The sequence below is a fragment of the Anoxybacillus eryuanensis genome, from assembly GCF_051200995.1.
Classification (GTDB): domain Bacteria; phylum Bacillota; class Bacilli; order Bacillales; family Anoxybacillaceae; genus Anoxybacillus; species Anoxybacillus tengchongensis.
Map to the genome: position 1 here is coordinate 356154 of NZ_JBPODS010000002.1, position 21975 is coordinate 378128.

Genomic DNA, 21975 nt, shown 5'->3' on the forward strand with positions numbered 1-21975 from the left:
AACCCTAGGAACGACGTCCTAGGGCAAGATGTATGTAAAGATCGCCTTTTTTGCATAGCAAAAATAACCCATCGCCAAGCTTATTTTTTCCAATAAGTGACGTGAGTTTTGGCAATCCTTCTCCCATCCAGACTATACTGTCGGCTCCGGAATCGCACCGGATCATGCCTTAACGGCTCGCGGGCTGAGAAACATCTGTTTCATTACCGCCGGTCGGGAATTTCACCCTGCCCCGAAGGATGCGTTTATTCCATTTTTATTCATTATAGCACAATAAAACGAAATGTCTATGATTTTGCTATAACTAGCCAATACACGACTCCCCAAATGAAGCTAACAAACAAAAGGATGAAAAATAATACCCAGTTTTTTTTCATCTCTTCATCTTCCTTTTATTGTTCGTCCCACACTTTCACTTCTTTCATCACATCACCATTTTTCATCGCTTTGACAACATCCATTCCAGCCGTCACTTGACCAAATACTGTATGTACACCATCTAAATGTGGCTGTGGCTCATGACAAATAAAGAATTGACAACTTCCCGTATGACGACCGCGATGCGCCATCGATATCGCACCTTCGATATGTTTATGTGGATTGTTATCTGTTTCACAAGGAATCGTGTAACCTGCATCCCCTGTTCCATTTCCAATTGGGCAACCACCTTGGCTCACAAATCCCTTAATGACGCGATGAAATGTCAATCCGTTATAAAATCCTTCATTCGCTAACCTTTCAAAATTCGCAACTGTTGTTGGCGCTTCGTTTGGGAATAGTTCAAATTGCACCTTTCCACCATTCTCCATTAAAATGTATCCTTTTTTCTTCATGAAACTTTTCCACCTTTCTATCGTAAAAACAAATGTAGCTTCATTTTACTATATTTCGCTTCTATATTCACGCAAATGTTTGTACAATAGTACAGAAGGAGACTGAAGGAGGGCATGAAATGAAGAAGTGGTTTACGATATTTATTTTATTACTGTTTATGATTCCATCGGTTAGTTTAGCTGATGCGATTGAAGGAGATGTCATTATTACGCTCGGAGAAAATTTAACAGAACAGCAAAAGCAACAAATATTAAAAGAGATGAATGCACCAGAGAACGCGGAAATGATTACGGTCACAAATGCAGAAGAGCATAAATATCTCGGTGACATTATTCCAAAAGGACAAATCGGAACGAAGGCGATTTCGTCATCAAAAATTACAATTGGAGCACCAGGTTCGGGGTTGCAAGTTGAAACAAATAACATTAACTGGGTAACAAAAGAAATGTATATGAATGCACTCATTACCGCAGGGGTGAAAGATGCAGTCATTTATATTACTGCACCGTTTCCTGTATCAGGGACAGCTGCGTTAACAGGGTTAATGAAAGCGTACGAACTTTCATCAAATGAGGTCATTCCTGATGAAGTAAAAAAAGTAGCAAACGAAGAAATGGTAAAAACAGCGCAACTCGGCGAATCAATCGGAAACGATAAAGCGGTCGCGCTGCTTGCAAAAATTAAAGAAGAAATAGCGAAAAATCCACCGCAAACAGATGCGGATATGCGTGCACTCATTGAGAAAATCGCTCAAGAGCTTGGCATTACGTTAACAGAGGACGAAATAAACAGCTTGCTTTCTTTATTCAATAAAATGAAAAACGTCAACATTGATTGGAATCAAGTAAACGAACAGCTTGCTCAAGCGAAAGACAAGCTATCTGCTTTTTTACAAACGGAAGAAGGTCGGACGTTTATTCAACGCATCGTTGACATTTTGCGCGAAATATGGAATGCCCTTCGCGGAGCATTTGGATCATAAAAATAACCGAGGTTGTCGCCTCGGTTATTTTTTCACTTTCGTTCTTAATGGCAAATCAAGGCGAATTAAATCTTCATACGTTTCACGCTTTACAACAACCGTTGCCTCGCCATCTTCAACAAATACGACGGCTGGACGCGGAATGCGGTTGTAGTTATTTGCCATTGCATAGCCGTAAGCACCGGTACAAAAAACAGCTAAATGGTCGCCTGGTTGGGCCTGCGGAAGCGGTAAATCCCAAATGAGCATATCACCTGACTCACAACATTTCCCCGCAATCGCTACCACTTCTTCACAACGGTCATGCATCCGATTTGCTAGCACCGCTTCATATTTCGCTTCATATAGCGCAGGCCGAATGTTGTCGCTCATTCCCCCATCTACCGCAACGTATTGGCGAACGTTTGGCACTTCTTTACGGGAACCGACCGTATAAATGGTTGTTCCAGCATCCCCGACAAGCGAACGACCCGGCTCAATCCAAATTTCCGGGAATGGCAGATGAAACGATGTCACATTTCTTTTCACTTCTTCAATAATTTGTTCCACGTATTGTTCAGGTGCGAGCGGGTCATCTTCTTTCGTATATCGAATGCCAAAACCGCCACCAAGATTGACAACTTGCGCAGTAAAATGATACGTATCACGCCATACAGCAAGTTTTTCAAATAATTTCTTTGTCGCAAGCACAAAACCCGTCGCATCAAAAATTTGCGAGCCAATGTGACAATGAATGCCGAGTACATGAACATGTGGGGAAGCCAGAGCACGTTGCAACGCTTCATCCGCTTGTCCGTTATGCAAATCAAATCCGAACTTTGAGTCTTCTTGACCTGTTAAAATATAGTCATGTGTATGAGCTTCAATTCCAGGTGTGACACGTAATAAAATCGGCATCGTATATTTATGAGTATGACAAAGCTGTTGTAGCATCTCTAACTCATAAAAATTATCGACGACGATACAACCAATTTTCGCTTCGATCGCCATTTGTAACTCTTCTTCACTTTTATTATTTCCGTGAAAATGGATGCGTTCTACAGGAAATTTAGCAGCTAACGCCGTATATAACTCGCCACCAGAAACAACATCAAGCGACAAACCTTCTTGTTCCATTAATTGCACGATCGCTATTGTCGAAAATGCTTTACTTGCATAAGCGACTTGCGCGCGCACACCGTGTTGATCAAACATTCGTTTAAATGCTCGCGCGCGTTCTCGAATAAGGGCAACATCGTAAATATAAAGCGGTGTTCCATATGTGCGAGCAAGTTCAATCGTATCGACACCACCAATTTCTAAATGACCCCGTTCATTAATTCGCATCGTTCCGTGCATAATTATACATTCCCCCTGATGATTCCGAAATAATTAAAGAAAACGTACCATAAATTTTGGTACGTTTCAACCTTTTTATGTTGGCTGCTTTTGCTTATTTTGTGGATGCACAATGCTCGGTCGAATCGATGAACCAGCCACAGATCGTCGCACAATAATTTGCATAAACGCCCCCGGATCAAATGGGATAAACGGCCATAAATATGGAGTATTTAACGAGCGAATGTTTGCAAGGAAAAGTAAAAACACCGTAACGCCAATCATAAACCCAGGAACACCGAACAAAGCAATAACAACTAAAAATAAAAGGCGAAAAATTTTATTTGCAATGCTTAATTCATAGCTCGGTGTCGCAAAAGAACCGATCGCTGCGACAGATACGTATAAAATCACCTCCGGTACAAACAGCCCAACATCAATCGCGATTTGTCCAATTAACGCTGCTGCAATTAAGCCCATTGCTGTGGAGAGAGGTGTTGGAGTATGGATTGCAGCCATACGTAAAAACTCAATACCAATATCAGCAATGAGAAGTTGCACAAAAATCGGGATGTTTGTTTTTTCATTTGGACCAATATATGCTAATTTCTCAGGTAATAACGATGGGTCAAGAACAAATAAAAACCAAAGAGGAAGTAAAAAAAGTGAAGCAAAAATACCTAAAAATCTTACCCAACGCACAAACGTCCCCACAGCTGGCGATTGCCGATATTCTTCTGCATGTTGAACGTGATGGAAATACGTCGTTGGTGTAATAATGACGCTTGGCGACGTATCAACCATAATAATGACATGCCCTTCTAACAAATGAGTGGCCGCGACGTCAGGTCTCTCTGTATAACGAACGAGCGGGTATGGGTTGTATCCTTGTTTCACTAAAAATTCTTCAATCGTTTTATCTGCCATCGTTAACCCATCAATTTGAATTTCGTTTAATTCCTTCTTAATGAGTTCAACAAGCCCCGGATCGGCCACGTCTTGAATATATGCGATACAAATGTCCGTTTTTGACCGCTCACCTACTTGCATCATTTCAAAGCGAAGCCGTTCATCGCGAATGCGTCGACGCGTGAGTGCCGTGTTAACGACAATATTTTCAACATACCCATCGCGCGCCCCACGCACCACTTTTTCTGTATCTGGTTCCTCAGGCGAGCGACCTGGATAACTGCGCACATCGACAGCAAACGCTTTCGTCTCTCCATCAATAAACAATAAAATGAGACCGGTTAACAAAAAGTCAACCGCTTCATCTAAACTTTTTACAGGATTCACTTGTTGGTGAACGAGACGATTTTCGATAATTTCAAGTAACTTAGCTGGTTGGCGCTCACGATCGTTTACTTGAACGAGCATTTCAAGCAGCTCAATAATATATTGCGTATCACAAAGTCCGTTACAATAATATAAGTGGACATCTGTTTTTAAAATGTGTAGCTTACGCACACCTAAATCGAAGCTCGTTCCGACCCCGATTGCGTCTTTGAAAAACTGTTCGTTTTCATTCAACTTCGGAGAAATCGGTGTGTAACTTTCTATTTTCATCATGTTTGCTCCTTTCGAGAATATATTCAATCGCTTTGCGAGTAATGCGACAACCGCTACGAATGTCATCCCGACGTCTCATCTTTCCGATATCCCCAACTCCGACGACGATCGGAATTGATAATTGATCTAAACAATATACCGTATCTCCATTCACTCGGCCAAACTCCCATTCTGGAATGCCTTCTTTATCGACACCGTATGTTGTCAAATTCCCATCATAATCGACACAAACATCGACTTTTGTCCATTCTTGATTATTCGTGTCAGACGCAACAGCAACCGCTCCGAGCACATCAATTTGTTCATGTGTCGCAACATAACGGAGCGCTTGCTCACCAGCTCCTTCACCAATAACGCCACTATCATCAAACATGACAAAAACAGGGTCATATGGCGTCTGTAAAATAAGGTCAACAAGCTGTTTCCCTGTTAACCGCGATGGATTGCCTTGCGATTGGCTAATACAACGAGCACCAAGCTGCTTTGCCAGCTTCTCAAGCGCACGTTGTACATGTTGATCACCATCTGTCACTAAAATGACTTTCCTTTTTTTCATTCGATCCTTCCTCTCGGTCTACAAACGATAGCGGTCATCCATGCGACAAAAATCGGAAATGAAATGAAAAAGATGACATTTGTAAAGTCCCCCGTTTTTACCGCTTGTATACAAGAAGCACCAACATGAACAAGCGTCATCTCGATCCCAGCATGCGCAAATAACTGCATAAGATCATATAAACTCATTGCTTCGATCGCCATACCGATGAACAACAATATCGTCATCATGCGAATAAACGACCATTTTATAAGCAATAATTGCCCAATAAGTGATAACATACCGCCAACGAGAAATGCGTATACGTACGTTTCCATCTTTACGTCACCGCTTCAATCGCAATCGCATGAGCGATCGCTGGAATGCTTTGATTTTGTTTCACCATCGTACTATTAAATAATGCTCCTGTCGCCACAACGAGCATCGTCTTTATTTTTTTCTCTCTCATTTTCTCAAGAAAATAACTATACGCCACAACGGCGCAACATGCACACCCACTTCCGCCTGCAAATGCTTTTTGTTCCGCGTCGTAAATGAGCACACCACAATCATCATATCGCTCACTTAAGTTCATGCCCGTATCATGGCATAGCGACTTCAATTCACTACTTCCAACTTTCCCTAAATCTCCCGTGACAATAACATCATACGCTTCAGGCGAAAGTCCACAGTCTATCAAATGTTGTCTAATCGTTGCAAACGCTGCCGGTGCCATCGCTCGTCCCATATCGAGTGGATCGGTCACCCCGCTATCAATGACCCGTCCGATCGTTGCGGCGCGAATGCGAAAAGGGGAACGTGTCGTACCTAATAGTGCTGCCGCTCCCCCTGTCACAGTCCACGATGCACTTTCCCCTTTTTGAACACCGATTGTCGTCGGAAAACGAAACTGCCGCTCAGCTGCACCGTAGTGACTGCTTGTGGCAACTAATACACGACGGGCAAATTCACCGTCAATAAACGTGCTAGCTACGAGCATCGCTTCCGTAATCGTTGAACAAGCACTAAATACGCCTAAAAAGGGAAGGTCTAATTCACCTGCAACATAATTTGCAGTGACCGTTTGATTAAGTAAATCCCCTGCGATAAATAAATCAACATTTTGTGTTTGTACGTTTCCTTTCATTAAACAAACTGTAATCGCTTCTTTCATAAGGCGACGTTCAGCTAGCTCCCAACTTTGTTCACCACAATATAAATCGTCGTATGCGCGATCAAATGATGAACCAAGCGGACCTTCGCGCTCCTTTGGCCCCACGACAGTGCCAACTGATTCAATATAAATGTTTTTATCAAACACAATCGTTTGTGCCCCTACTCTTTTCATCTAAGTCCCCCTCATAAAAACAATGCTGCAACATATGATGCTACAATTAACGTGACAATGATGCTTCCTCCAACAGAAAGCATATGCTCTGTTGCTCCTTCATTGCGATGTTCAAGGGCACTAGCACTCCATATGTTTGCTAAACTCATCATCGGCACGATCATTCCCGCTCCTGCAAATTGCGTCAATCGGCGATACAATCGATTCGGTGTAAATATCGCAGCACATACGATGAGCGTCCCATTCATCCAACGAATCGCCTCCTCTTCATTCATCTGAAACCATATACTGTACATATCATGAAGCGCCTGTCCAACGACTGCAATGAATCCTCCGAACAAAAATGCTTTTCCCATCTGCTTCCCCCTTATCGATTCACGAAATATATCCAATGAAAAAGAGAGCCTGCTACTTTACCAAATACCATGGCCATGAGTAAAACGACAATTTGTTCGTCAATGCCGAGCCGTTTAGCTAAAATCGGGAAAACATTTAATACTTCCGTTAATGCAGCTGCAAGCATGCCGACAAATACACCGCTAAACAGCCCAATAGCGCCTGCCAAAATAGGAGAAAAAGAAAAAAGAGGATCGCGCAAGCTCATCCAGCTGCTTACGACCGCCCCAAGTACAACGCCCCATTCGTACGTTGCAATCCATTTCATCGTTTTAGTTAGTTGTGTTAAGCGCGGGATGACGCCAAGCACAGTTAAAAATGCGACAAAACCAGAGCCGACAGCTAATCCTCCTGCCAATCCGACAAACGCTACAACGAATTCACGAATCATCATCCATTCGCCTCATCGCTTCTTTATTTTCATGCATAATGACGTATTGATCGAGCGACTGCTGATATTGAAACATTTCGACTTCAAGCGGGCTCGGCTCTTCATTAATTCGCTTTTTAAAAAAATGGTTAAAAAATAAAATCATACCGATACCAAGCCCAAGTGAATACGGAATTTGAAACCATAATGGTTTTTCTACGTCCTTTCCTGTAATGACCCGATATAACCGTTGTTGCACTTGTTGCATGCTTACATCTTCATGAAAGTTCATAATCGCAAGCCCCGATCCGACAAACAAAAGAAGCCAAACGATCGGGACGTACAAATACCCCCATCGTTTTTTTTCATAAACGACTTCAACGATCGTTTGCGACGGTCCGAGCGACTGAATGTCATCATGAGGTGCAACGGCCATTAATACTTTCATCACATGCATCACATCAATAATGACAATGTTACGATCTTTCTTTTGTACTGTATAAATGGGAGTTTGTACAATATCGTCGATTCGTTTGTTTGCGACGACTTGTGCTACATCTCCTACCCGAATCGTTGCGTTCGGTTGTACTTGGACACGATGACGCATTTTCAAAAAAATCGTTTCTTTCATACCCACACCTTGCTTCCATCATTGTATTCGTAGTATGACATATGAACGTTCCCTATATGCATAAGAAAAGCCCGAACGGACTTATTCATCCATTCGAGCTTTCATTTGTTGCAATATTTTTTTCTCTAAACGAGACACTTGCACTTGAGAGATGCCTAATCTAGCTGCCACTTCTGATTGGGTTTGGTCTTTATAATAGCGCAAGTAAACGATGAGCCGTTCCCGTTCATCTAACTCTTCCATCGCCTTTTTTAACGCAATTTTGTCAAACCAAACGTCTTGCTCATCTGCAATTTGATCGAGCAGCGTAATCGGATCGCCATCGTTTTCATATACCGTTTCATGAATAGACGTCGGTGAACGGACCGCTTCTTGGGCTAGTACAACATCCTCGGGTGAAATTTGTAAAAACTGTGCGATTTCATTCACCGTTGGAACGCGACCGTTTTGTTTCGATAATTCGTCCTTTGCTTTTCTAATTTTATTGCCAATTTCTTTTAATGAACGACTCACTTTGACAGCCCCATCATCACGAATGAATCGTTGAATTTCCCCAAGAATCATCGGTACCGCATACGTTGAAAACTTGACATCGTAAGATAAATCAAACTTATCGACCGACTTCATTAAACCGATACAACCGATTTGAAACAAATCTTCAGGCTCGTATCCGCGGTTTAAAAACCGCTGCACAACCGACCAGACAAGCCGCATATTTTTTTCGATAATCTCATCGCGCGCCTGCTGATCGCCTTGCTGACTCCTCCGAATCAACTCTTTGATTTCATGGTCTTTGACAGCTTGTACCTCGACATCCATAGGCACGTCTCCCTTAATTACATAGCGCTTTACTTTTCGTTAAATGCTTAATCAACTCCACAGTCGTTCCTTCATTCACTTTAGAATAAATGTTCACTTCATCCATAAAGTTTTCCATGATCGTAAATCCCATGCCGGAACGTTCGAGCTCTGGCTTCGTCGTAAATAACGGTTGCCGCGCTTCTTCAACATTTTCAATTCCTTTTCCATGATCGCGAATCGTTAAATGGACGGTATGTCCTTCAATAATCACAGAAATATATACAACGCCACTTGGATCATTTTCGTAGCCATGAATAATCGCATTTGTCACCGCTTCAGATACAACAGTTTTAATTTCCGTTAACTCGTCAAGCGTCGGATCGAGTTGCGCAACAAACGCTGCAACTGTCACACGCGCAAATGATTCATTTTGGCTGAGGGCGGAAAATTGAAGGTGCATTTCATTTCTCATTCACGCCACCCCCAACGTTTGTAATGCAAATTGTTCATTTACTTCTAAACGAATAATTTTAAACAATCCTGACATATCAAATAAGCGTTTAATGGATGGAGAAACGGAACAGACGATCATTTCTCCACCCATACGTTGTATTTGTTTATATCTTCCTAAAATAACACCTAACCCTGAGCTATCCATGAACGTTAACTCATTCAAGTTTAAAACGATCGCTTGAATTCGCTCTCGTTCTAATACATCCGTGATAGCTGCGCGCAACTGTTCGGCTGTATGATGGTCTAGTTCGCCAGCTAATCGAACAAGCAATACGTGTTGTTTCACTTCCAACTGAATCGATAAACTCACTATCGTTTCCTCCTTATCCGTTTAGGTTAAGGAAGAATTCGATTTGTTTATGCGTCAATCCTTCTTATTGACAAAACTAGTCGTCATTCGTCTCATTTCGTCAAGATGTGCGTGAGAAGGAGCGAAACATTCGTTTAAACAATTCCCACATATTTGCTTCTTCTACTGGCTCTTTCGCCACTAAAGAACTTTTAGCGATAACCGCTCCATCTTTTTTTATAACGAGCGTGCCGAGCACCTCCCCTTTTTTCACAGGGGCTTTCACTTTCTCATTTAACTTCCATTTCGTTTGTACTGATTCAGATTTTTCTCCTTTTTTCAATAGGACAGAAATCGGTTCAGATGTCACGGCGGCGACTGCCTTTTTCTTTCCTTTGCTGACAGGGAGCAGCGCAATCGTCTCGCCTTTTTTATAAAGCGGCTTCGTTTCGTAATGACTAAATGCATAATCTAACATTTTCGTAATTTGTGCATTTCGCGCCTTTGGCGTCGGCGCTCCAAACACAACAGCAATAACGCGCATATTCCCTTTTTTCGCCGTCGCTGTTAAACAATATTTTGCTTCGCTCGTGTAACCCGTTTTTAAACCATCAACACCTGGATAAAATTTCACAAGTCGATTTGTATTGACGAGCCAAAATTTTTTATCTGTATGCTCTCGTAAATAATCTTCATACGTACCTGTGTATTTTGTAATTAAATCATATTTCAATAACTCTTTTGCCATCATCGCCATATCATATGCTGTACTATAATGATTTTTCGCTGGTAAACCTGTCGTATTTTCGAATGCAGTATGCTTTAAACCAAGTTCCCTTGCTTTTTCGTTCATCATATGAACAAACGCTTCCTCTGATCCTGCAATTCGTTCTGCTAATGCCACCGATGCATCATTGCCTGATCCGATCGCCACACCTTTTAGTAAATCGTCAACCGTCATTTCTTCTCCTGGTTCAAGAAAAATTTGCGAACCGCCCATCGATGCAGCATATTCACTCGCACGTACCCGTTCATCTAACTTCAACTTTCCTTGATCAATTGCTTCCATAACGAGAAGCATCGTCATAATTTTTGTCATGCTCGCAGGTGGAAGCGGCTCATAGGCATTTTTTTCATACAAAATAGCCCCTGTATCGCGTTCAATTAAAATAGCAGATCGCGCTTCAGTCGCTAATTCAACTTTCGGTTGTTCCGCATGCACGGATACGATCGGAATAAATAATAACGCGATGGCAAGCACATAAAAAAATCGCTTCATCTCCAACCCTCCATTTCTTTATACTTGCCATCTTTTCCATTTTTTATTTTTTATATACATTAAAAAAGTCGGATCATCCTCTTGTATATAGGACGTCCGACTTGTGCATTCACGAAAGTAAAATATGAACGGCAGTCAATATTCCGGCAATCGATAGTAAACTAATATGTGCAACCCGAACAACGTTATTTCTTCTTTGCTTTAAGAGAATAAAACCAACGAGCGTCGCCATCGCTATTAGCATCGTTGCAATCCCGCCGACATATTCCCTTATCCCTAACTCTTCTTCGGATATATACATTAGCCCACCGTGGGAGAGCATAAGAAGGAAGGCAACGATGCCAGCTCGTACATGCCACTTCCCTAACATCCTTAACGTAAAGGTGACGAGCGATTTACCTTTTGGAAACATTTTTGACAAATGACTCGCTTGACGTCTAAATGGAAAAAGTATTCCAGAAAACGAAGCAATCATAATCGCCCCCCACCCTAACATCTCCCCTACTTCTTCAAAAACTTCTTCTTCGCTCTCGCCATATTGCTCATGAAACTTCGTTTCATCATCAGCGAAAACGATATTCGACGAATGCATTACAAAATAAAGAGATAAACAAAATAACAACACTGAAACGATCGAACTTGCTCGTCTTCTCATTCATTTTCCCCCGCTTTATGCGTGTATTTGTGGAAGTGTGATAACGAACCGACTTCCTTCTCCTACTTTGCTTTCCACAGTAATCGTGCCATGATGAGCATCGACAATCCATTTGGCGATCGAAAGTCCGATACCATTTCCTTGCTGATTTCGTGATCGCGATTGATCAACGCGGTAAAAACGTTCGAAAATAAAAGGCTGGTGTTCCGGCGGGATTCCTATTCCGGTGTCACTCACTTCGATTTCTACTTTGCTTTTATCGTCACGAACCGTAATCGTTATTTTTCCGTTTTCAACGTTATACTTTATCGCATTATCAAGCAAAATAAACAATAGTTGAGCAATTCTTTCTTTATCTCCATAAATCGTGACATGTTCTCGTACATTTGCATCGCACGTAATATTTTTTTCTTCAGTTAACATTCGACATTTTCTCATCCATTCGTCGATTATTGGCGCTAAAGCAAATTTCTCTTTCGTAAGAGAAATTGTGTTCGCATCAAAACGAGCAAGCAACAATAAATCGTAAATGAGTTTCGTCATTCTTTTTAGCTCATCTTTCATGTCATGAAATATTTGCAACGAAAAATTGCTCAGTTTTTCACGCTCTTCCGCTTCGATCACTTCGATCGAAGATTGTAATATGCTTAACGGCGTTCTAAGCTCGTGCGAAGCATTCGTCACAAAATCTTTTTGACGTTGAAACGCATTTACGATCGGAATCATCGCTTTTCCGGACATGTAATATCCGAGCCAAATCGAAAGCCCAATGAATAAAATAGAAATGATCCCTAATGCAATTACTAGCACTTTCATAATATCCATTTGCGTCGTAATATTCGTCCCTGTATAAATCGTTCCGACGTGTACACCGTCTTGAAAAACGGGTTTTCCTGATAGAAGAAACGAAATCGTTGTTCCATCGTCCATGTTAATCGTTTCGCGTCGAACTTCTCCATCCTTTGGAATCCAATCGGCGATAAAGCGAATTAATTGGTTGCGAATTTCGGGCAAAGACTCATCACCGTTAATAATTTTCCCATCTTTCGTAACGACATAATAAAACATCGGAATTTCTGCGCGATAATCAATCGTATTCCTTTTCGTACGCATGCCATATGACCGACTATGTGAATACAAAAGTTCGGAGCGATGCTCTCTATATTCTTCTTCAGCCAACGCAACGACTTGTTGTTCTTGCTTCGTCATAATAAGCGCAGAGCCAACGATATAGCTAATAGCTATGAAAGAAATAAGAAAAAAGACCATTAAACTTGTAAATAACAATGTTAGACGAAACCGCATTTGCTTAAACATTCGATCGCCCATAGCTAAATTTGTACCCTACCCCTCGCACATTTTGAATAAGTGTTCCGTCATCTTCTAATTTTTTTCGTAGCAACCGAATAAATGAGTCGATATTGTTATTTGAAATTTCTGCGTCGAATCCCCAAATCCGTTCAATCATTACTTCACGTCGCAAAATTTGATTCGGATGGCGCATGAAAAGCTCCATTAACTGAAATTCTCGAGCGGTCAACGGAATTTTTTTATCGCCCTTTCGAATGGCGTGTTCATGCAAAAGAAGCGACATATTCCCAACCGACAGCTCCTCCGTTTGAAAAGGCTGAACAGCTCGCCGCGATAGCGCACGAATACGAGCAAAAAGTTCAGCGAACTCAAACGGCTTGACAACGTAGTCATCCGCTCCATCATCTAACCCTGTCACTTTATCTTCAATACTATCTCGTGCCGTCAACATTAAAATCGCGCCGTTAAACCTATCTTTACGCAACTGTTTACAAACTTCCATTCCACTTTTGTACGGCATCATCCAATCAAGGATGACGAGGTCATAAGCAGTTTGTCTCGCAAAAAAATACGCATCTTCTCCATTTGTCACCCAATCAACTACATAATTTTCTTTTTTCAACATATGAACGATTAATTTACCGAGTCGTTCGTCATCTTCTGCAAGCAAAATGTACATCCCTCTTTACCCCCTATGACGATTGTTGACTGCATGAAGTAAACGGAATGAAAGAATGATAAAAAAACAACATAATGTCGCCGTATACATGATCGTTACCCATCGTTCATTCGTATCTGTTCCAATGAGTATACCGTGAATAGCGGCAAAAAGAAAGCCGGGTAAAATAAGTAAATGAACGACTTTCCATACCGCCCTTCCTACCTTTTTCATCAAGTCAGTCGTCACAAAAATGAGAAACATAAAATAGAGAGAGACGATCCCTAAACTTGTTGCGAAAGGTCGATATGAAGCTATGAACGGGATAAAAATTTCTCGCCACGAAAACGGTTCGTATGAATCAAAATGCAATAACAACCCGTGAAAAAAAGCGATGAGAAAAGCGAACCATCCGAACGTTTGATGAGCGAGAAGAATAATAAAGCGAACTCGTTTAGATACGATATTCATTTGTTGCACAAACCCGAAGCAAACGGATAAAAAAAGGAGAAAATATGCCGCCAGCCCAGCCCCACGAATCCATTCCCAAGTAGAAAATATCGTCATCGTTTACATCACCATCTTATCGACATGTTTGACGATTGAAGGGGACATGAGCATTTGCTTATTTTTCTTAACAATCACGCAAGCGGCGGTCGGAAAATGAATGCTCAACCATCGAATACCTTCATTTGCCGGCAGCATACATAACACTTTAGAAATTACTTCAGCTTCTGTCACATTGCGGGCAAACGCGGTCGCTTGCACAACATCACTATGCGGATTTTGACCCGTTTGTCCATCGATAATGTGGTGGACGGTTCGACCATTCATTTGCCAGCTTCGATACAAAACGTTTGATGTTGCAACAGCTCCGTTTGACATAATAAAATGGGCAATGTCTCCATCTTCGCTAAATGGATTTGCGATACCAACCGTTTTTTGCGACTCTCCCCATATAAACATATCGCCGCCTGCGTCGATCAGTCCATCATCGATCCCTAAACGTTTTAATTGTCCATACGCTTGATCGACGCTCCAGCCTTTTCCGATCCCACCGAGATCTATTTCATCCGTCGTATGTTTCATCACCGCTTTACTCTCTGGAAAGAAAGAAAGCAAACGACTTGATGGCATACGATGTACTTTCTTTTCGTGTGAATGCACAACCATTTTTTTGTGAAAAGATTGAACGTACCCCATTTCCTTTAAAACCGTCCCGATGAACGGATTGAAACGAAATTGTGTCCGTTTCGCATATTGAAACGCAACATATAAGACGTCATACAAAATAGGGTGAATGACAATCACGCTGTTTACTTGCGCTTTATTTAATCTCGTCAGTTCACTATCTGTTAAAAAACGTGAGCAAATCGTTTCGCAAGTGGCAAACCATTCTCGCATCGACGTTTTCCAGTCGCCCGCTTGACGCGAATAGCTTCCTTCAATTTTGATCGTCGTTCCCATGCCATGAAAAGTTATCGACTGTTTTCTTTCCATCTTTACGATCTCCTCGTTCGATTTTCAGCTGGCGGTAAAGATTGTCTTCCTTCTTTTGGCGTAACTATGATCGCTTCGTTCGAATATTGAACATCCCAGTTTCCTTCTTCCCAATCTAAAGCCATTAACTGCTTTTCGCGCTGCTTATTTACTTCTTCAGCAATCGTACGTTGCAATTGAGACGTGTCATTTAACGACTCACTTATTTTTTCATCGTTCACAAGCTGGAGACAAGCGGTAAAAACAGCAACGCTTCCTACTCCTGTAACCCACTTTACCCATTTGTTCGTATTCATAATTTATTCCCCCATATCAATATATTTCGATTTGTTGCCCCATCCATCGCACTTCCAATCCTAAACCGTTCGCTAACACGCTAATTGGAATGTACATCTTTCCACCTTCCGAAAATAAAGGGAGAGGCATCGGCGTTTTTTTCATCGTTTCGTAAGCGACTCTCGTTCCATTTTTAACAATTAAGTGATGCTCACCAAGCTGCATTTCAGCAATTTGCGAGCGCGAATAAACTGTAACAGAAGCGCCGATATATTTCGCCGTTTCTTCAAGTGGAACGAATATTTGCCCTTTCATCGGAACGGCTACAACACGAATAGGATTTTTCGCTGCCATAGCGATTGTCATCGTCTGGCGATCGTTTATCGGCATGTTCTCATATTCATTTGGCATTTCCGGAGATCGTGACCATTTGTACCAATACTCTTTTCTCACCGTCGTCTTTTTCACATTTTTGACATCTTCATATCGATCATCTTCACGTTCAAAATGATGGTTTTCGTATTCATCGTCTTCGTACTCTTCATATTCATCCTCCAACTCGTGTTCCTCTTGCTCATTCTTTTTATACTTATTGTCATGAGCGTACACGAAAGATGTGAAACTGTATGCACTAAACATAAGTATACATACGGCGAAAAAAAAGATTGCTTTTCTCATTGCTATACCTCCTTATTTACACCGTTTTACGTCTATTTTAGACATTTATTATGAAAAGAAAATGAAAAAACCTGAAGGAGTGAATCCTTCAGGTTACGAAATTTTATCATAAATTAATGTTGGCGCTTGAACTGGTGTTGCCGAAATACGAATGTTTTCGTATAGCTTTTGTTTCACATCATCAATTTGTTCGCGGTTGCTGTAAATGGTGACGAGCGATTCCCCTTTTTTCACCGCATCGCCAACTTTTTTACGAAGCACTAAACCGACGGCTAAATCAATTGTCGATTCTTTCGTCGCACGTCCGGCACCGAGCCACATCGCTGCTGTTCCGACCGCATCCGCGACAATTTCTGATACGTATCCATCTTCCTTTGCTTCAAGTTCAATGACATATTTCGCTTGTGGCAATTTGCTCGGATCATCAACAACAGACGCATCGCCACCTTGTGCAGCTAAAAACGTTTTAAATGTTTGAAGTGCTGAACCGTCTTTCATCGCTTTCTCTAACATGTGGCGAGCTTCTTCGAGCGAAGATGCTTTTTCAGCTAAATATACCATGTGACTTCCAAGCACTAAGCAAAGCTCTTGTAAGTCTTCTGGACCTTCACCTTTTAACGTATCGATCGCTTCTTTCACTTCAAGCGCATTTCCAATTGCATAACCAAGCGGTTGACTCATATCAGAAATAATCGCCATCGTTTTACGTCCGACGCGGTTTCCGATATCAACCATCGCTTTCGCTAATGCTTTCGCATCGTTTAAATCTTTCATAAATGCACCTGCACCTGTTTTTACATCAAGTACGATCGCATCTGCCCCTGCGGCAATTTTTTTGCTCATAATCGATGAAGCGATTAACGGAATGCTGTTGACCGTTGCTGTTACATCGCGAAGCGCATACAATTTTTTATCGGCTGGCGTTAAGTTGCCAGACTGACCGACAACCGCAATTTTATTTTTATTTACAAGCTCAATAAATTCGTCGTTGCTAATTTCAACGTGAAATCCTGGCACAGATTCTAGTTTATCAATTGTTCCGCCTGTGTGACCAAGACCACGGCCAGACATTTTCGCAACCGGAACGCCGACAGATGCAACAAGTGGACCTAAAACGAGCGTCGTCGTATCGCCTACACCACCTGTTGAATGTTTATCGACTTTAATTCCTTCGATTCGTGAAAGGTCGATCGTATCCCCGGAATGTACCATCGCCATCGTTAATTCTGCTGTTTCTTCTTCGGTCATACCGCGAAAGAAAATCGCCATCGCTAATGCGCTCATTTGATAGTCTGGAATGTCACCTTTTGTATAACCTTCAATGATAAAATGAATTTCTTCTTTCGTTAATGCGTGGCCGTCACGTTTTTTCTCAATTAAATCGACCATTCTCATCGTCATTCACCTTCTCGTTTATTTTTTCGCCATGTTGCGCACGATTGCTTTTACAAATCGTAAAAAGTCAGCTTTTACTTTTTCTGTCGTTTCGATCACTTCATCGTGTGTCAGTGGCTGATCTAAAATACCTGCAGCCATATTAGAAATGCAAGAAATTCCTAATACTTCCATGTTCGCATGGCGAGCGACAATGACTTCTGGTACGGTCGACATGCCGACCGCATCGCCACCCATGACGCGAATCATGCGGATTTCTGCTGGTGTTTCGTATGCTGGACCTGTATTGGCGACATATACCCCTTCGCGCACACGCAATCCAATTTCATTCGCCACATCTTTCGCGAGTTGACGAAGTCGTTTACTATATGCTTCCGACATGTCTGGGAAGCGCACACCAAGTGCAGCATCATTCGGACCGATAAGCGGATTGCCGCCCATATTGTTAATATGATCTGAAATAATCATTAAATCGCCCGGTTCAAACGATTCATTCACACCACCTGCTGCATTTGTGACAATAAGCTGTTCCACACCGAGCGCTTTCATCACGCGTACAGGAAACGTCACTTTATCGAAACTGTATCCTTCATAATAATGGAAACGACCTTGCATAACGACAACTGTCGCTCCTTCTAATTGACCGTATACGAGCTGACCTGCATGTCCTTCGACCGTCGATACAGGGAAATTCGGAATGTCGCTGTATGGAATTTTGATCGCTTGTTCAATTTCATCTGCCAACACACCTAAACCGGAACCGAGGATGAGACCGATTTGTGGCGGGGTTGGAAACTTTTCTTTTAAAAATTGTGCCGCTTGTTCAATTGCTGCTCGATTCATTTTGTTGTCACGCTCCTTATTTCAACTCATGTAAAAAGCTCGTTCCGTATTTCGGCATATTTACACGGAAGTTTTCGGCAATTGTTGCTCCAACGTCTGCAAACGTTTCACGCAACGGCAGTTGTTTTCCTCCGTTCATGCTCGGACTATAAACGAGAAGGGGAACATATTCACGCGTATGGTCGGTTCCATGATGAACCGGGTCATTTCCATGGTCTGCCGTAATAATTAATAAATCGTCTTCTTTTAAACGTTCAAACACTTCTGGTAAACGGGCATCAAACTCTTCTAACGCATCACCATATCCTTTTGGATCGCGACGATGACCGTATAATGCATCGAAATCAACAAGATTCACAAAGCTGAGCCCTGTAAAGTCCATTTGTAACGTATCGACTAATTTGTCCATTCCGTCCATATTTGATTTTGTGCGCAACGTTTGTGTCACACCTTCGTTATCGTAAATGTCAGCAATTTTACCGATGGCGATCACGTCGTAACCTGCATCTTGTAATTCATTCATTACCGTACGACCAAACGGTTTTAACGCATAATCGTGACGATTCGCTGTCCGTTGGAAGGTTCCTGGCTTCCCGATGAATGGACGAGCAATGACGCGACCGACCATATATTTTTCATCAAGCGTCAATTCACGCGCAATTTTACAAATACGATACAATTCTTCTAACGGGATGATTTCTTCATGCGCTGCGATTTGTAACACTGAGTCGGCTGACGTATATACAATAAGCGCACCTGTTTCCATATGTTCAGGGCCGAGCTCATCAATAATCGCTGTTCCACTTGCTGGTTTATTCCCGATCACTTTTCTTCCTGTTCGTTTTTCTAATTCATCAATCAGCTCTTTTGGAAATCCGTCAGGAAATACTTGAAACGGCGTATCAATGCGAAGGCCCATCAACTCCCAATGTCCTGTCATCGTATCTTTTCCAGCCGACGCTTCTTGCATTTTCGTAAAATATGCTAGCGGCTTTTCGGCTTTTGGAATGCCTTGAATTTCACGAATATTGCTTAACCCTAGCTTCGCCATGTTCGGCATGTTCAAGCCGCCGCGATGTTCGGCAATATGTCCAAGTGTATCCGCACCTTTATCATTATATTTTTCAGCATCTGGCGCTTCGCCAATTCCAACAGAGTCCATCACAATTAAAAATACACGTTTATATGTAGGCTTCACCGTTTTACCTCCCCAATCGTTTCATTCGCTTCATAGCATGCCCACTATGAAACAAAATCACGCATCGTTCATATTTGTCAGAAGTCTGACAACTAAATTATAAAACGTTTTCATAATGAATTGCAATAAAAAAACTGTGACAAATCATCGTCACAGTCATGCCCGAGGATGAAACTGCTTGTACACATCTTTTAATCGCGTTTTCGTTACGTGCGTATAAATTTGCGTCGTCGAAATATCAGCATGTCCGAGCATTTCTTGCACGGCTCGTAAATCTGCTCCGTTTTCTAATAAATGCGTCGCAAATGAATGGCGCAACGTATGAGGAGTTAATTGTTTTTGAATGTTTGCTTCTTGAGCGAGCCGTTTTAAAATTTTCCAGCATCCTTGTCTTGTTAACCGTTCACCGTGATGGTTTAAAAACAGAGCGTCTGTCGCTCCTTTTTTTCTTCGTAACAGCTCTGGTCGACCTTGCTCTATATACCGTTTTAACGCGTCAGTCGCCATTTTTCCAATCGGCACGATCCGTTCTTTCCGTCCCTTTCCGTAACAACGAATGAATCCCATCGTTAAATGAACATCAGATACGTTTAATTGAATGAGCTCGCTTACACGAATACCTGTCGCATATAACAATTCTAACATCGCCTTATCGCGAATGCTAAACGGTGTATTTTCCTTTGGCGCTTCTAATAATGCCTCGACTTCTGCCATCGACAACACGTTTGGCAATGTTCTTGGCAGTTGCGGCGTTTCGATATGAACAGTCGGATCTTGATCAACGGCTTTTTCACGCAATAAAAATTGATGAAACGATCGAACAGATGCTAGATGACGGGCAATCGTTTTCGCCGAGCTTCCTTTTTCTTTCAAAAACTTTAAAAATTGCATAATATGAAAACGGGTGACATCGTTCCAACTACACAGTTGTTCGACTTTTTGTAAATATTGAACATATTTTTTCAAATCACGTTCATACGATACGATCGTGTTATGAGCTAAATTTCGCTCAACAATTAAATAATGAATAAAATCTTTTACTTGATCTTCCACACGCACTCTACTCCCCGTTTTGATAGAAAAACAATAGTCGATCGAGCCAATATGCTTCTTGTTGCTCCGTCGTCGATACTTTCACAGCTGATCCCATCGGCTCATCGTAGCGACGATAATAGTTATATTCTTCGCTCATCCATACAATACTATAATAAAATAAAATCGTACATCCCGTAAACAGTAGAAACACTTTTAACACGTCCAACATTCTTCTCATGGCACACCTCCGTCAACTGTCATATAGTAAGAGGATATGCCCATTTGACCGCATTTTATACACAAATAAAAAACCTTTTCATAGACGAAAAGGTTTTACTGCTCCTCATGCTTATCTTGACAACGATGGCAAATGCCGTGAAATGTTAAACGGTGGTCTTTAATTTTAAAATTCCAATCCCGTTCTACAATCGCTTCAACATCTTCTAATAAATCTTCTTGAATTTCATCGACCGCTCCACATTCAATACACACTAAATGATGATGAAAATGAGCCGCACCTTCTTTGCGAAGATCGTAGCGGGAAACGCCATCCCCGAAGTTAATTTTATCGACAATTTTCAATTCTGTTAATAACTCCAACGTGCGATATACTGTAGCTAACCCAATCTCAGGCGCTTTTTCTTTCACGAGGAGGTACACATCTTCCGCGCTTAAATGATCTTCTTCATGTTCAAGCAACACACGTACTGTTGCTTCCCGTTGCGGCGTTAATTTATAACTTGCTGCATGCAATTGTTTTTTAATTCGTTCAAGGCGACCTTCCATTGTTATTCCCTCCCTCGTTACTCATTCTCATTATAACAAAAGAAAGGAACGTGTCAAAATAAAATGATTATAAACTGATAAATAAAATGATTATTAAATAATAATTATTTTTCTATTAATTCAACAACTTCTTTCATAAGTAATGGGGATACGTATGCTTCAAGTGAAGATGCTAGTGCTAAAGCGATACTAAACGACAACATGACAAACGTATAACGAAGCATCGCTCGAAAAATCGGTTCGTGCGTTCGTTTCACAAATTGATGCCGAATCATTTTTAACGAAAACGAAATGGATACAGCCGCCATCATAATAAAAATCGGGACGAGAATAATATTTTGCGGGACGACAGATACGAAAGCTAATAAAAATCCGTTCCACCCCATTTGATTGACTAAAAATCCGACCGTAAAACCGACAACAAGTCCTTTTAAAAACAATAAAATTAAAATGAGCGGCAATCCAACGAGTGACATGGCTAAAATCCACATCAGTCCAATGTATTTTAAATTTTGTAAAAAGCTTTCTTTCCATACATCATGCGCGCTTGCGATATTTCCTGAAGAAACTTGTCCAAAAAAATTCGTTAAATAATAATATAAGTCTTCTTTTTGATTAAAGCTTAAGCTATTGACGACAATCGCACCAAAAATAATGCCCATCACAAAAAGAACGACGGTAAATACATATGTCGTGTAATGCTCTTGCACGTGTTGCCCCCATGCTGTCATCCATGATCGCTTTCTCATCGCTCCATCCCCCTACACGTTCTGTTA

28 protein-coding genes and 1 riboswitch are annotated in these 21975 nt (G+C 41.5%); of the genes, 1 reads left to right on the forward strand and 27 read right to left on the reverse strand.

The features are described from left to right. Positions 1 to 111: 111 nt before the first annotated feature. Positions 112 to 244: riboswitch (FMN riboswitch) on the reverse strand. 148 nt (positions 245 to 392) lie between these two features. Then, positions 393 to 833 (reverse strand): peptidylprolyl isomerase, encoded by a 441-nt coding sequence (locus HNQ84_RS04350; protein WP_055440708.1) that lies wholly within the window; start codon positions 831 to 833, stop codon positions 393 to 395. Positions 834 to 952: 119 nt separating this feature from the next. On the opposite strand from HNQ84_RS04350, the gene HNQ84_RS04355 reads away from it, so the two are divergent. Next, positions 953 to 1816: a DUF1002 domain-containing protein gene (locus HNQ84_RS04355; protein ID WP_055440709.1), complete on the forward strand. Its 864-nt coding sequence runs from the start codon at positions 953 to 955 to the stop codon at positions 1814 to 1816. Positions 1817 to 1840: 24 nt separating this feature from the next. Here HNQ84_RS04355 and lysA read toward each other — a convergent pair whose 3' ends face one another. The 26 genes from lysA to spoIIM all read right to left on the reverse strand — a co-directional run bounded on the left by lysA (position 1841) and on the right by spoIIM (position 21948). Then, on the reverse strand, positions 1841 to 3160 hold the full coding sequence (gene lysA / locus HNQ84_RS04360; RefSeq protein ID WP_435621316.1) for a diaminopimelate decarboxylase: 1320 nt from the start codon (positions 3158 to 3160) through the stop codon (positions 1841 to 1843). A 69-nt stretch (positions 3161 to 3229) separates the two neighbouring features. Beyond that, positions 3230 to 4699, reverse strand: a complete 1470-nt coding sequence (locus HNQ84_RS04365; protein ID WP_435621282.1) for a spore germination protein — start codon at positions 4697 to 4699, stop codon at positions 3230 to 3232. Next, positions 4656 to 5258, reverse strand: a complete 603-nt coding sequence (gene spoVAEA / locus HNQ84_RS04370) for a stage V sporulation protein SpoVABEA (protein WP_435621283.1) — start codon at positions 5256 to 5258, stop codon at positions 4656 to 4658. Before spoVAEA ends, HNQ84_RS04365 begins: the two co-directional genes overlap by 44 nt. Beyond that, positions 5255 to 5575: a SpoVA/SpoVAEb family sporulation membrane protein gene (locus HNQ84_RS04375; protein ID WP_435621284.1), complete on the reverse strand. Its 321-nt coding sequence runs from the start codon at positions 5573 to 5575 to the stop codon at positions 5255 to 5257. Before HNQ84_RS04375 ends, spoVAEA begins: the two co-directional genes overlap by 4 nt. Positions 5576 to 5577: 2 nt before the next feature. Then, positions 5578 to 6585: a stage V sporulation protein AD gene (spoVAD, locus tag HNQ84_RS04380; RefSeq protein WP_435621285.1), complete on the reverse strand. Its 1008-nt coding sequence runs from the start codon at positions 6583 to 6585 to the stop codon at positions 5578 to 5580. A gap of 11 nt (positions 6586 to 6596) precedes the next feature. Beyond that, the gene (locus HNQ84_RS04385; RefSeq protein ID WP_435621286.1) at positions 6597 to 6941 is read right to left on the reverse strand and encodes a SpoVA/SpoVAEb family sporulation membrane protein; all 345 of its coding nucleotides are present in this window, start codon (positions 6939 to 6941) and stop codon (positions 6597 to 6599) included. 11 nt (positions 6942 to 6952) lie between these two features. Further along, a complete protein-coding gene (locus HNQ84_RS04390) occupies positions 6953 to 7372 on the reverse strand; it encodes a stage V sporulation protein AB (RefSeq protein ID WP_435621287.1) in 420 nt (139 codons plus the stop codon). Beyond that, the gene (locus HNQ84_RS04395) at positions 7362 to 7982 is read right to left on the reverse strand and encodes a stage V sporulation protein AA (RefSeq protein ID WP_183246490.1); all 621 of its coding nucleotides are present in this window, start codon (positions 7980 to 7982) and stop codon (positions 7362 to 7364) included. The genes HNQ84_RS04390 and HNQ84_RS04395 overlap by 11 nt, the downstream gene beginning before the upstream one ends. 81 nt (positions 7983 to 8063) lie before the next feature. After that, positions 8064 to 8801: an RNA polymerase sporulation sigma factor SigF gene (gene sigF / locus HNQ84_RS04400; RefSeq protein ID WP_435621288.1), complete on the reverse strand. Its 738-nt coding sequence runs from the start codon at positions 8799 to 8801 to the stop codon at positions 8064 to 8066. A gap of 13 nt (positions 8802 to 8814) precedes the next feature. Then, positions 8815 to 9255, reverse strand: coding sequence for an anti-sigma F factor (gene spoIIAB, locus HNQ84_RS04405; protein WP_004889709.1), 441 nt, complete (start codon positions 9253 to 9255; stop codon positions 8815 to 8817). Then, positions 9256 to 9606 (reverse strand): anti-sigma F factor antagonist, encoded by a 351-nt coding sequence (spoIIAA, locus tag HNQ84_RS04410; RefSeq protein ID WP_183246488.1) that lies wholly within the window; start codon positions 9604 to 9606, stop codon positions 9256 to 9258. Positions 9607 to 9706: 100 nt separating this feature from the next. Beyond that, positions 9707 to 10864: a D-alanyl-D-alanine carboxypeptidase family protein gene (locus HNQ84_RS04415; RefSeq protein WP_435621289.1), complete on the reverse strand. Its 1158-nt coding sequence runs from the start codon at positions 10862 to 10864 to the stop codon at positions 9707 to 9709. 109 nt (positions 10865 to 10973) lie between these two features. Further along, positions 10974 to 11519: a hypothetical protein gene (locus tag HNQ84_RS04420; protein WP_435621290.1), complete on the reverse strand. Its 546-nt coding sequence runs from the start codon at positions 11517 to 11519 to the stop codon at positions 10974 to 10976. A gap of 15 nt (positions 11520 to 11534) precedes the next feature. Continuing rightward, the gene (locus tag HNQ84_RS04425; RefSeq protein ID WP_435621291.1) at positions 11535 to 12836 is read right to left on the reverse strand and encodes a sensor histidine kinase; all 1302 of its coding nucleotides are present in this window, start codon (positions 12834 to 12836) and stop codon (positions 11535 to 11537) included. Further along, positions 12829 to 13509, reverse strand: a complete 681-nt coding sequence (locus HNQ84_RS04430; protein ID WP_435621292.1) for a response regulator transcription factor — start codon at positions 13507 to 13509, stop codon at positions 12829 to 12831. The genes HNQ84_RS04425 and HNQ84_RS04430 overlap by 8 nt, the downstream gene beginning before the upstream one ends. Positions 13510 to 13515: 6 nt before the next feature. Further along, positions 13516 to 14055, reverse strand: a complete 540-nt coding sequence (locus HNQ84_RS04435) for a ferric reductase-like transmembrane domain-containing protein (protein ID WP_435621293.1) — start codon at positions 14053 to 14055, stop codon at positions 13516 to 13518. Positions 14056 to 14058: 3 nt separating this feature from the next. Further along, entirely contained in the window at positions 14059 to 14988 is a 930-nt protein-coding gene (locus HNQ84_RS04440) for an FAD:protein FMN transferase (RefSeq protein ID WP_435621294.1), read from the reverse strand. Between the two features lie 2 nt (positions 14989 to 14990). Then, positions 14991 to 15284 carry a hypothetical protein gene (locus HNQ84_RS04445; RefSeq protein ID WP_435621295.1) on the reverse strand — a complete coding sequence of 98 codons (294 nt, stop codon included), beginning with the start codon at positions 15282 to 15284 and terminating at the stop codon, positions 14991 to 14993. 16 nt (positions 15285 to 15300) lie between these two features. Next, positions 15301 to 15942 (reverse strand): copper amine oxidase N-terminal domain-containing protein, encoded by a 642-nt coding sequence (locus tag HNQ84_RS04450; RefSeq protein WP_435621296.1) that lies wholly within the window; start codon positions 15940 to 15942, stop codon positions 15301 to 15303. Between the two features lie 93 nt (positions 15943 to 16035). Continuing rightward, positions 16036 to 17337 carry a pyrimidine-nucleoside phosphorylase gene (locus HNQ84_RS04455; RefSeq protein WP_435621297.1) on the reverse strand — a complete coding sequence of 434 codons (1302 nt, stop codon included), beginning with the start codon at positions 17335 to 17337 and terminating at the stop codon, positions 16036 to 16038. 18 nt (positions 17338 to 17355) lie between these two features. Continuing rightward, the gene (locus tag HNQ84_RS04460; RefSeq protein ID WP_171335147.1) at positions 17356 to 18180 is read right to left on the reverse strand and encodes a purine-nucleoside phosphorylase; all 825 of its coding nucleotides are present in this window, start codon (positions 18178 to 18180) and stop codon (positions 17356 to 17358) included. A 16-nt stretch (positions 18181 to 18196) separates the two neighbouring features. Further along, positions 18197 to 19378, reverse strand: a complete 1182-nt coding sequence (deoB, locus tag HNQ84_RS04465) for a phosphopentomutase (RefSeq protein ID WP_435621298.1) — start codon at positions 19376 to 19378, stop codon at positions 18197 to 18199. 156 nt (positions 19379 to 19534) lie between these two features. Then, on the reverse strand, positions 19535 to 20431 hold the full coding sequence (xerD, locus tag HNQ84_RS04470; RefSeq protein ID WP_435621299.1) for a site-specific tyrosine recombinase XerD: 897 nt from the start codon (positions 20429 to 20431) through the stop codon (positions 19535 to 19537). 7 nt (positions 20432 to 20438) lie between these two features. Continuing rightward, complete coding sequence (locus HNQ84_RS04475; RefSeq protein ID WP_032099968.1) at positions 20439 to 20651, reverse strand: YqzK family protein; 213 nt, start codon at positions 20649 to 20651, stop codon at positions 20439 to 20441. A gap of 95 nt (positions 20652 to 20746) precedes the next feature. Next, positions 20747 to 21199, reverse strand: a complete 453-nt coding sequence (gene fur, locus HNQ84_RS04480) for a ferric iron uptake transcriptional regulator (RefSeq protein WP_183246478.1) — start codon at positions 21197 to 21199, stop codon at positions 20747 to 20749. Positions 21200 to 21303: 104 nt separating this feature from the next. Next, on the reverse strand, positions 21304 to 21948 hold the full coding sequence (spoIIM, locus tag HNQ84_RS04485; RefSeq protein WP_435621300.1) for a stage II sporulation protein M: 645 nt from the start codon (positions 21946 to 21948) through the stop codon (positions 21304 to 21306). Between the last annotated feature and the right edge of the window lie 27 nt (positions 21949 to 21975).

Coding starts and splice junctions, on each gene's coding strand:
- HNQ84_RS04455 (WP_435621297.1), bottom strand. CDS start 17,337: ATGAGAATGGTCGATTTAATTGAGAAAAAACGTGACGGCCACGCATTA.
- HNQ84_RS04375 (WP_435621284.1), bottom strand. CDS start 5,575: ATGGAAACGTACGTATACGCATTTCTCGTTGGCGGTATGTTATCACTT.
- HNQ84_RS04425 (WP_435621291.1), bottom strand. CDS start 12,836: ATGTTTAAGCAAATGCGGTTTCGTCTAACATTGTTATTTACAAGTTTA.
- HNQ84_RS04460 (WP_171335147.1), bottom strand. CDS start 18,180: ATGAATCGAGCAGCAATTGAACAAGCGGCACAATTTTTAAAAGAAAAG.
- HNQ84_RS04390 (WP_435621287.1), bottom strand. CDS start 7,372: ATGATTCGTGAATTCGTTGTAGCGTTTGTCGGATTGGCAGGAGGATTA.
- HNQ84_RS04450 (WP_435621296.1), bottom strand. CDS start 15,942: ATGAGAAAAGCAATCTTTTTTTTCGCCGTATGTATACTTATGTTTAGT.
- HNQ84_RS04395 (WP_183246490.1), bottom strand. CDS start 7,982: ATGAAAGAAACGATTTTTTTGAAAATGCGTCATCGTGTCCAAGTACAA.
- HNQ84_RS04350 (WP_055440708.1), bottom strand. CDS start 833: ATGAAGAAAAAAGGATACATTTTAATGGAGAATGGTGGAAAGGTGCAA.
- HNQ84_RS04355 (WP_055440709.1), top strand. CDS start 953: ATGAAGAAGTGGTTTACGATATTTATTTTATTACTGTTTATGATTCCA.
- HNQ84_RS04440 (WP_435621294.1), bottom strand. CDS start 14,988: ATGGAAAGAAAACAGTCGATAACTTTTCATGGCATGGGAACGACGATC.
- HNQ84_RS04365 (WP_435621282.1), bottom strand. CDS start 4,699: ATGAAAATAGAAAGTTACACACCGATTTCTCCGAAGTTGAATGAAAAC.
- spoIIAB (WP_004889709.1), bottom strand. CDS start 9,255: ATGAGAAATGAAATGCACCTTCAATTTTCCGCCCTCAGCCAAAATGAA.
- HNQ84_RS04420 (WP_435621290.1), bottom strand. CDS start 11,519: ATGAGAAGACGAGCAAGTTCGATCGTTTCAGTGTTGTTATTTTGTTTA.
- HNQ84_RS04415 (WP_435621289.1), bottom strand. CDS start 10,864: ATGAAGCGATTTTTTTATGTGCTTGCCATCGCGTTATTATTTATTCCG.
- HNQ84_RS04475 (WP_032099968.1), bottom strand. CDS start 20,651: ATGAGAAGAATGTTGGACGTGTTAAAAGTGTTTCTACTGTTTACGGGA.
- sigF (WP_435621288.1), bottom strand. CDS start 8,801: ATGGATGTCGAGGTACAAGCTGTCAAAGACCATGAAATCAAAGAGTTG.
- spoIIM (WP_435621300.1), bottom strand. CDS start 21,948: ATGAGAAAGCGATCATGGATGACAGCATGGGGGCAACACGTGCAAGAG.
- HNQ84_RS04385 (WP_435621286.1), bottom strand. CDS start 6,941: ATGGGAAAAGCATTTTTGTTCGGAGGATTCATTGCAGTCGTTGGACAG.
- HNQ84_RS04430 (WP_435621292.1), bottom strand. CDS start 13,509: ATGTACATTTTGCTTGCAGAAGATGACGAACGACTCGGTAAATTAATC.
- spoVAD (WP_435621285.1), bottom strand. CDS start 6,585: ATGAAAAGAGTAGGGGCACAAACGATTGTGTTTGATAAAAACATTTAT.
- HNQ84_RS04445 (WP_435621295.1), bottom strand. CDS start 15,284: ATGAATACGAACAAATGGGTAAAGTGGGTTACAGGAGTAGGAAGCGTT.
- spoVAEA (WP_435621283.1), bottom strand. CDS start 5,258: ATGAAAAAAAGGAAAGTCATTTTAGTGACAGATGGTGATCAACATGTA.
- fur (WP_183246478.1), bottom strand. CDS start 21,199: ATGGAAGGTCGCCTTGAACGAATTAAAAAACAATTGCATGCAGCAAGT.
- HNQ84_RS04435 (WP_435621293.1), bottom strand. CDS start 14,055: ATGACGATATTTTCTACTTGGGAATGGATTCGTGGGGCTGGGCTGGCG.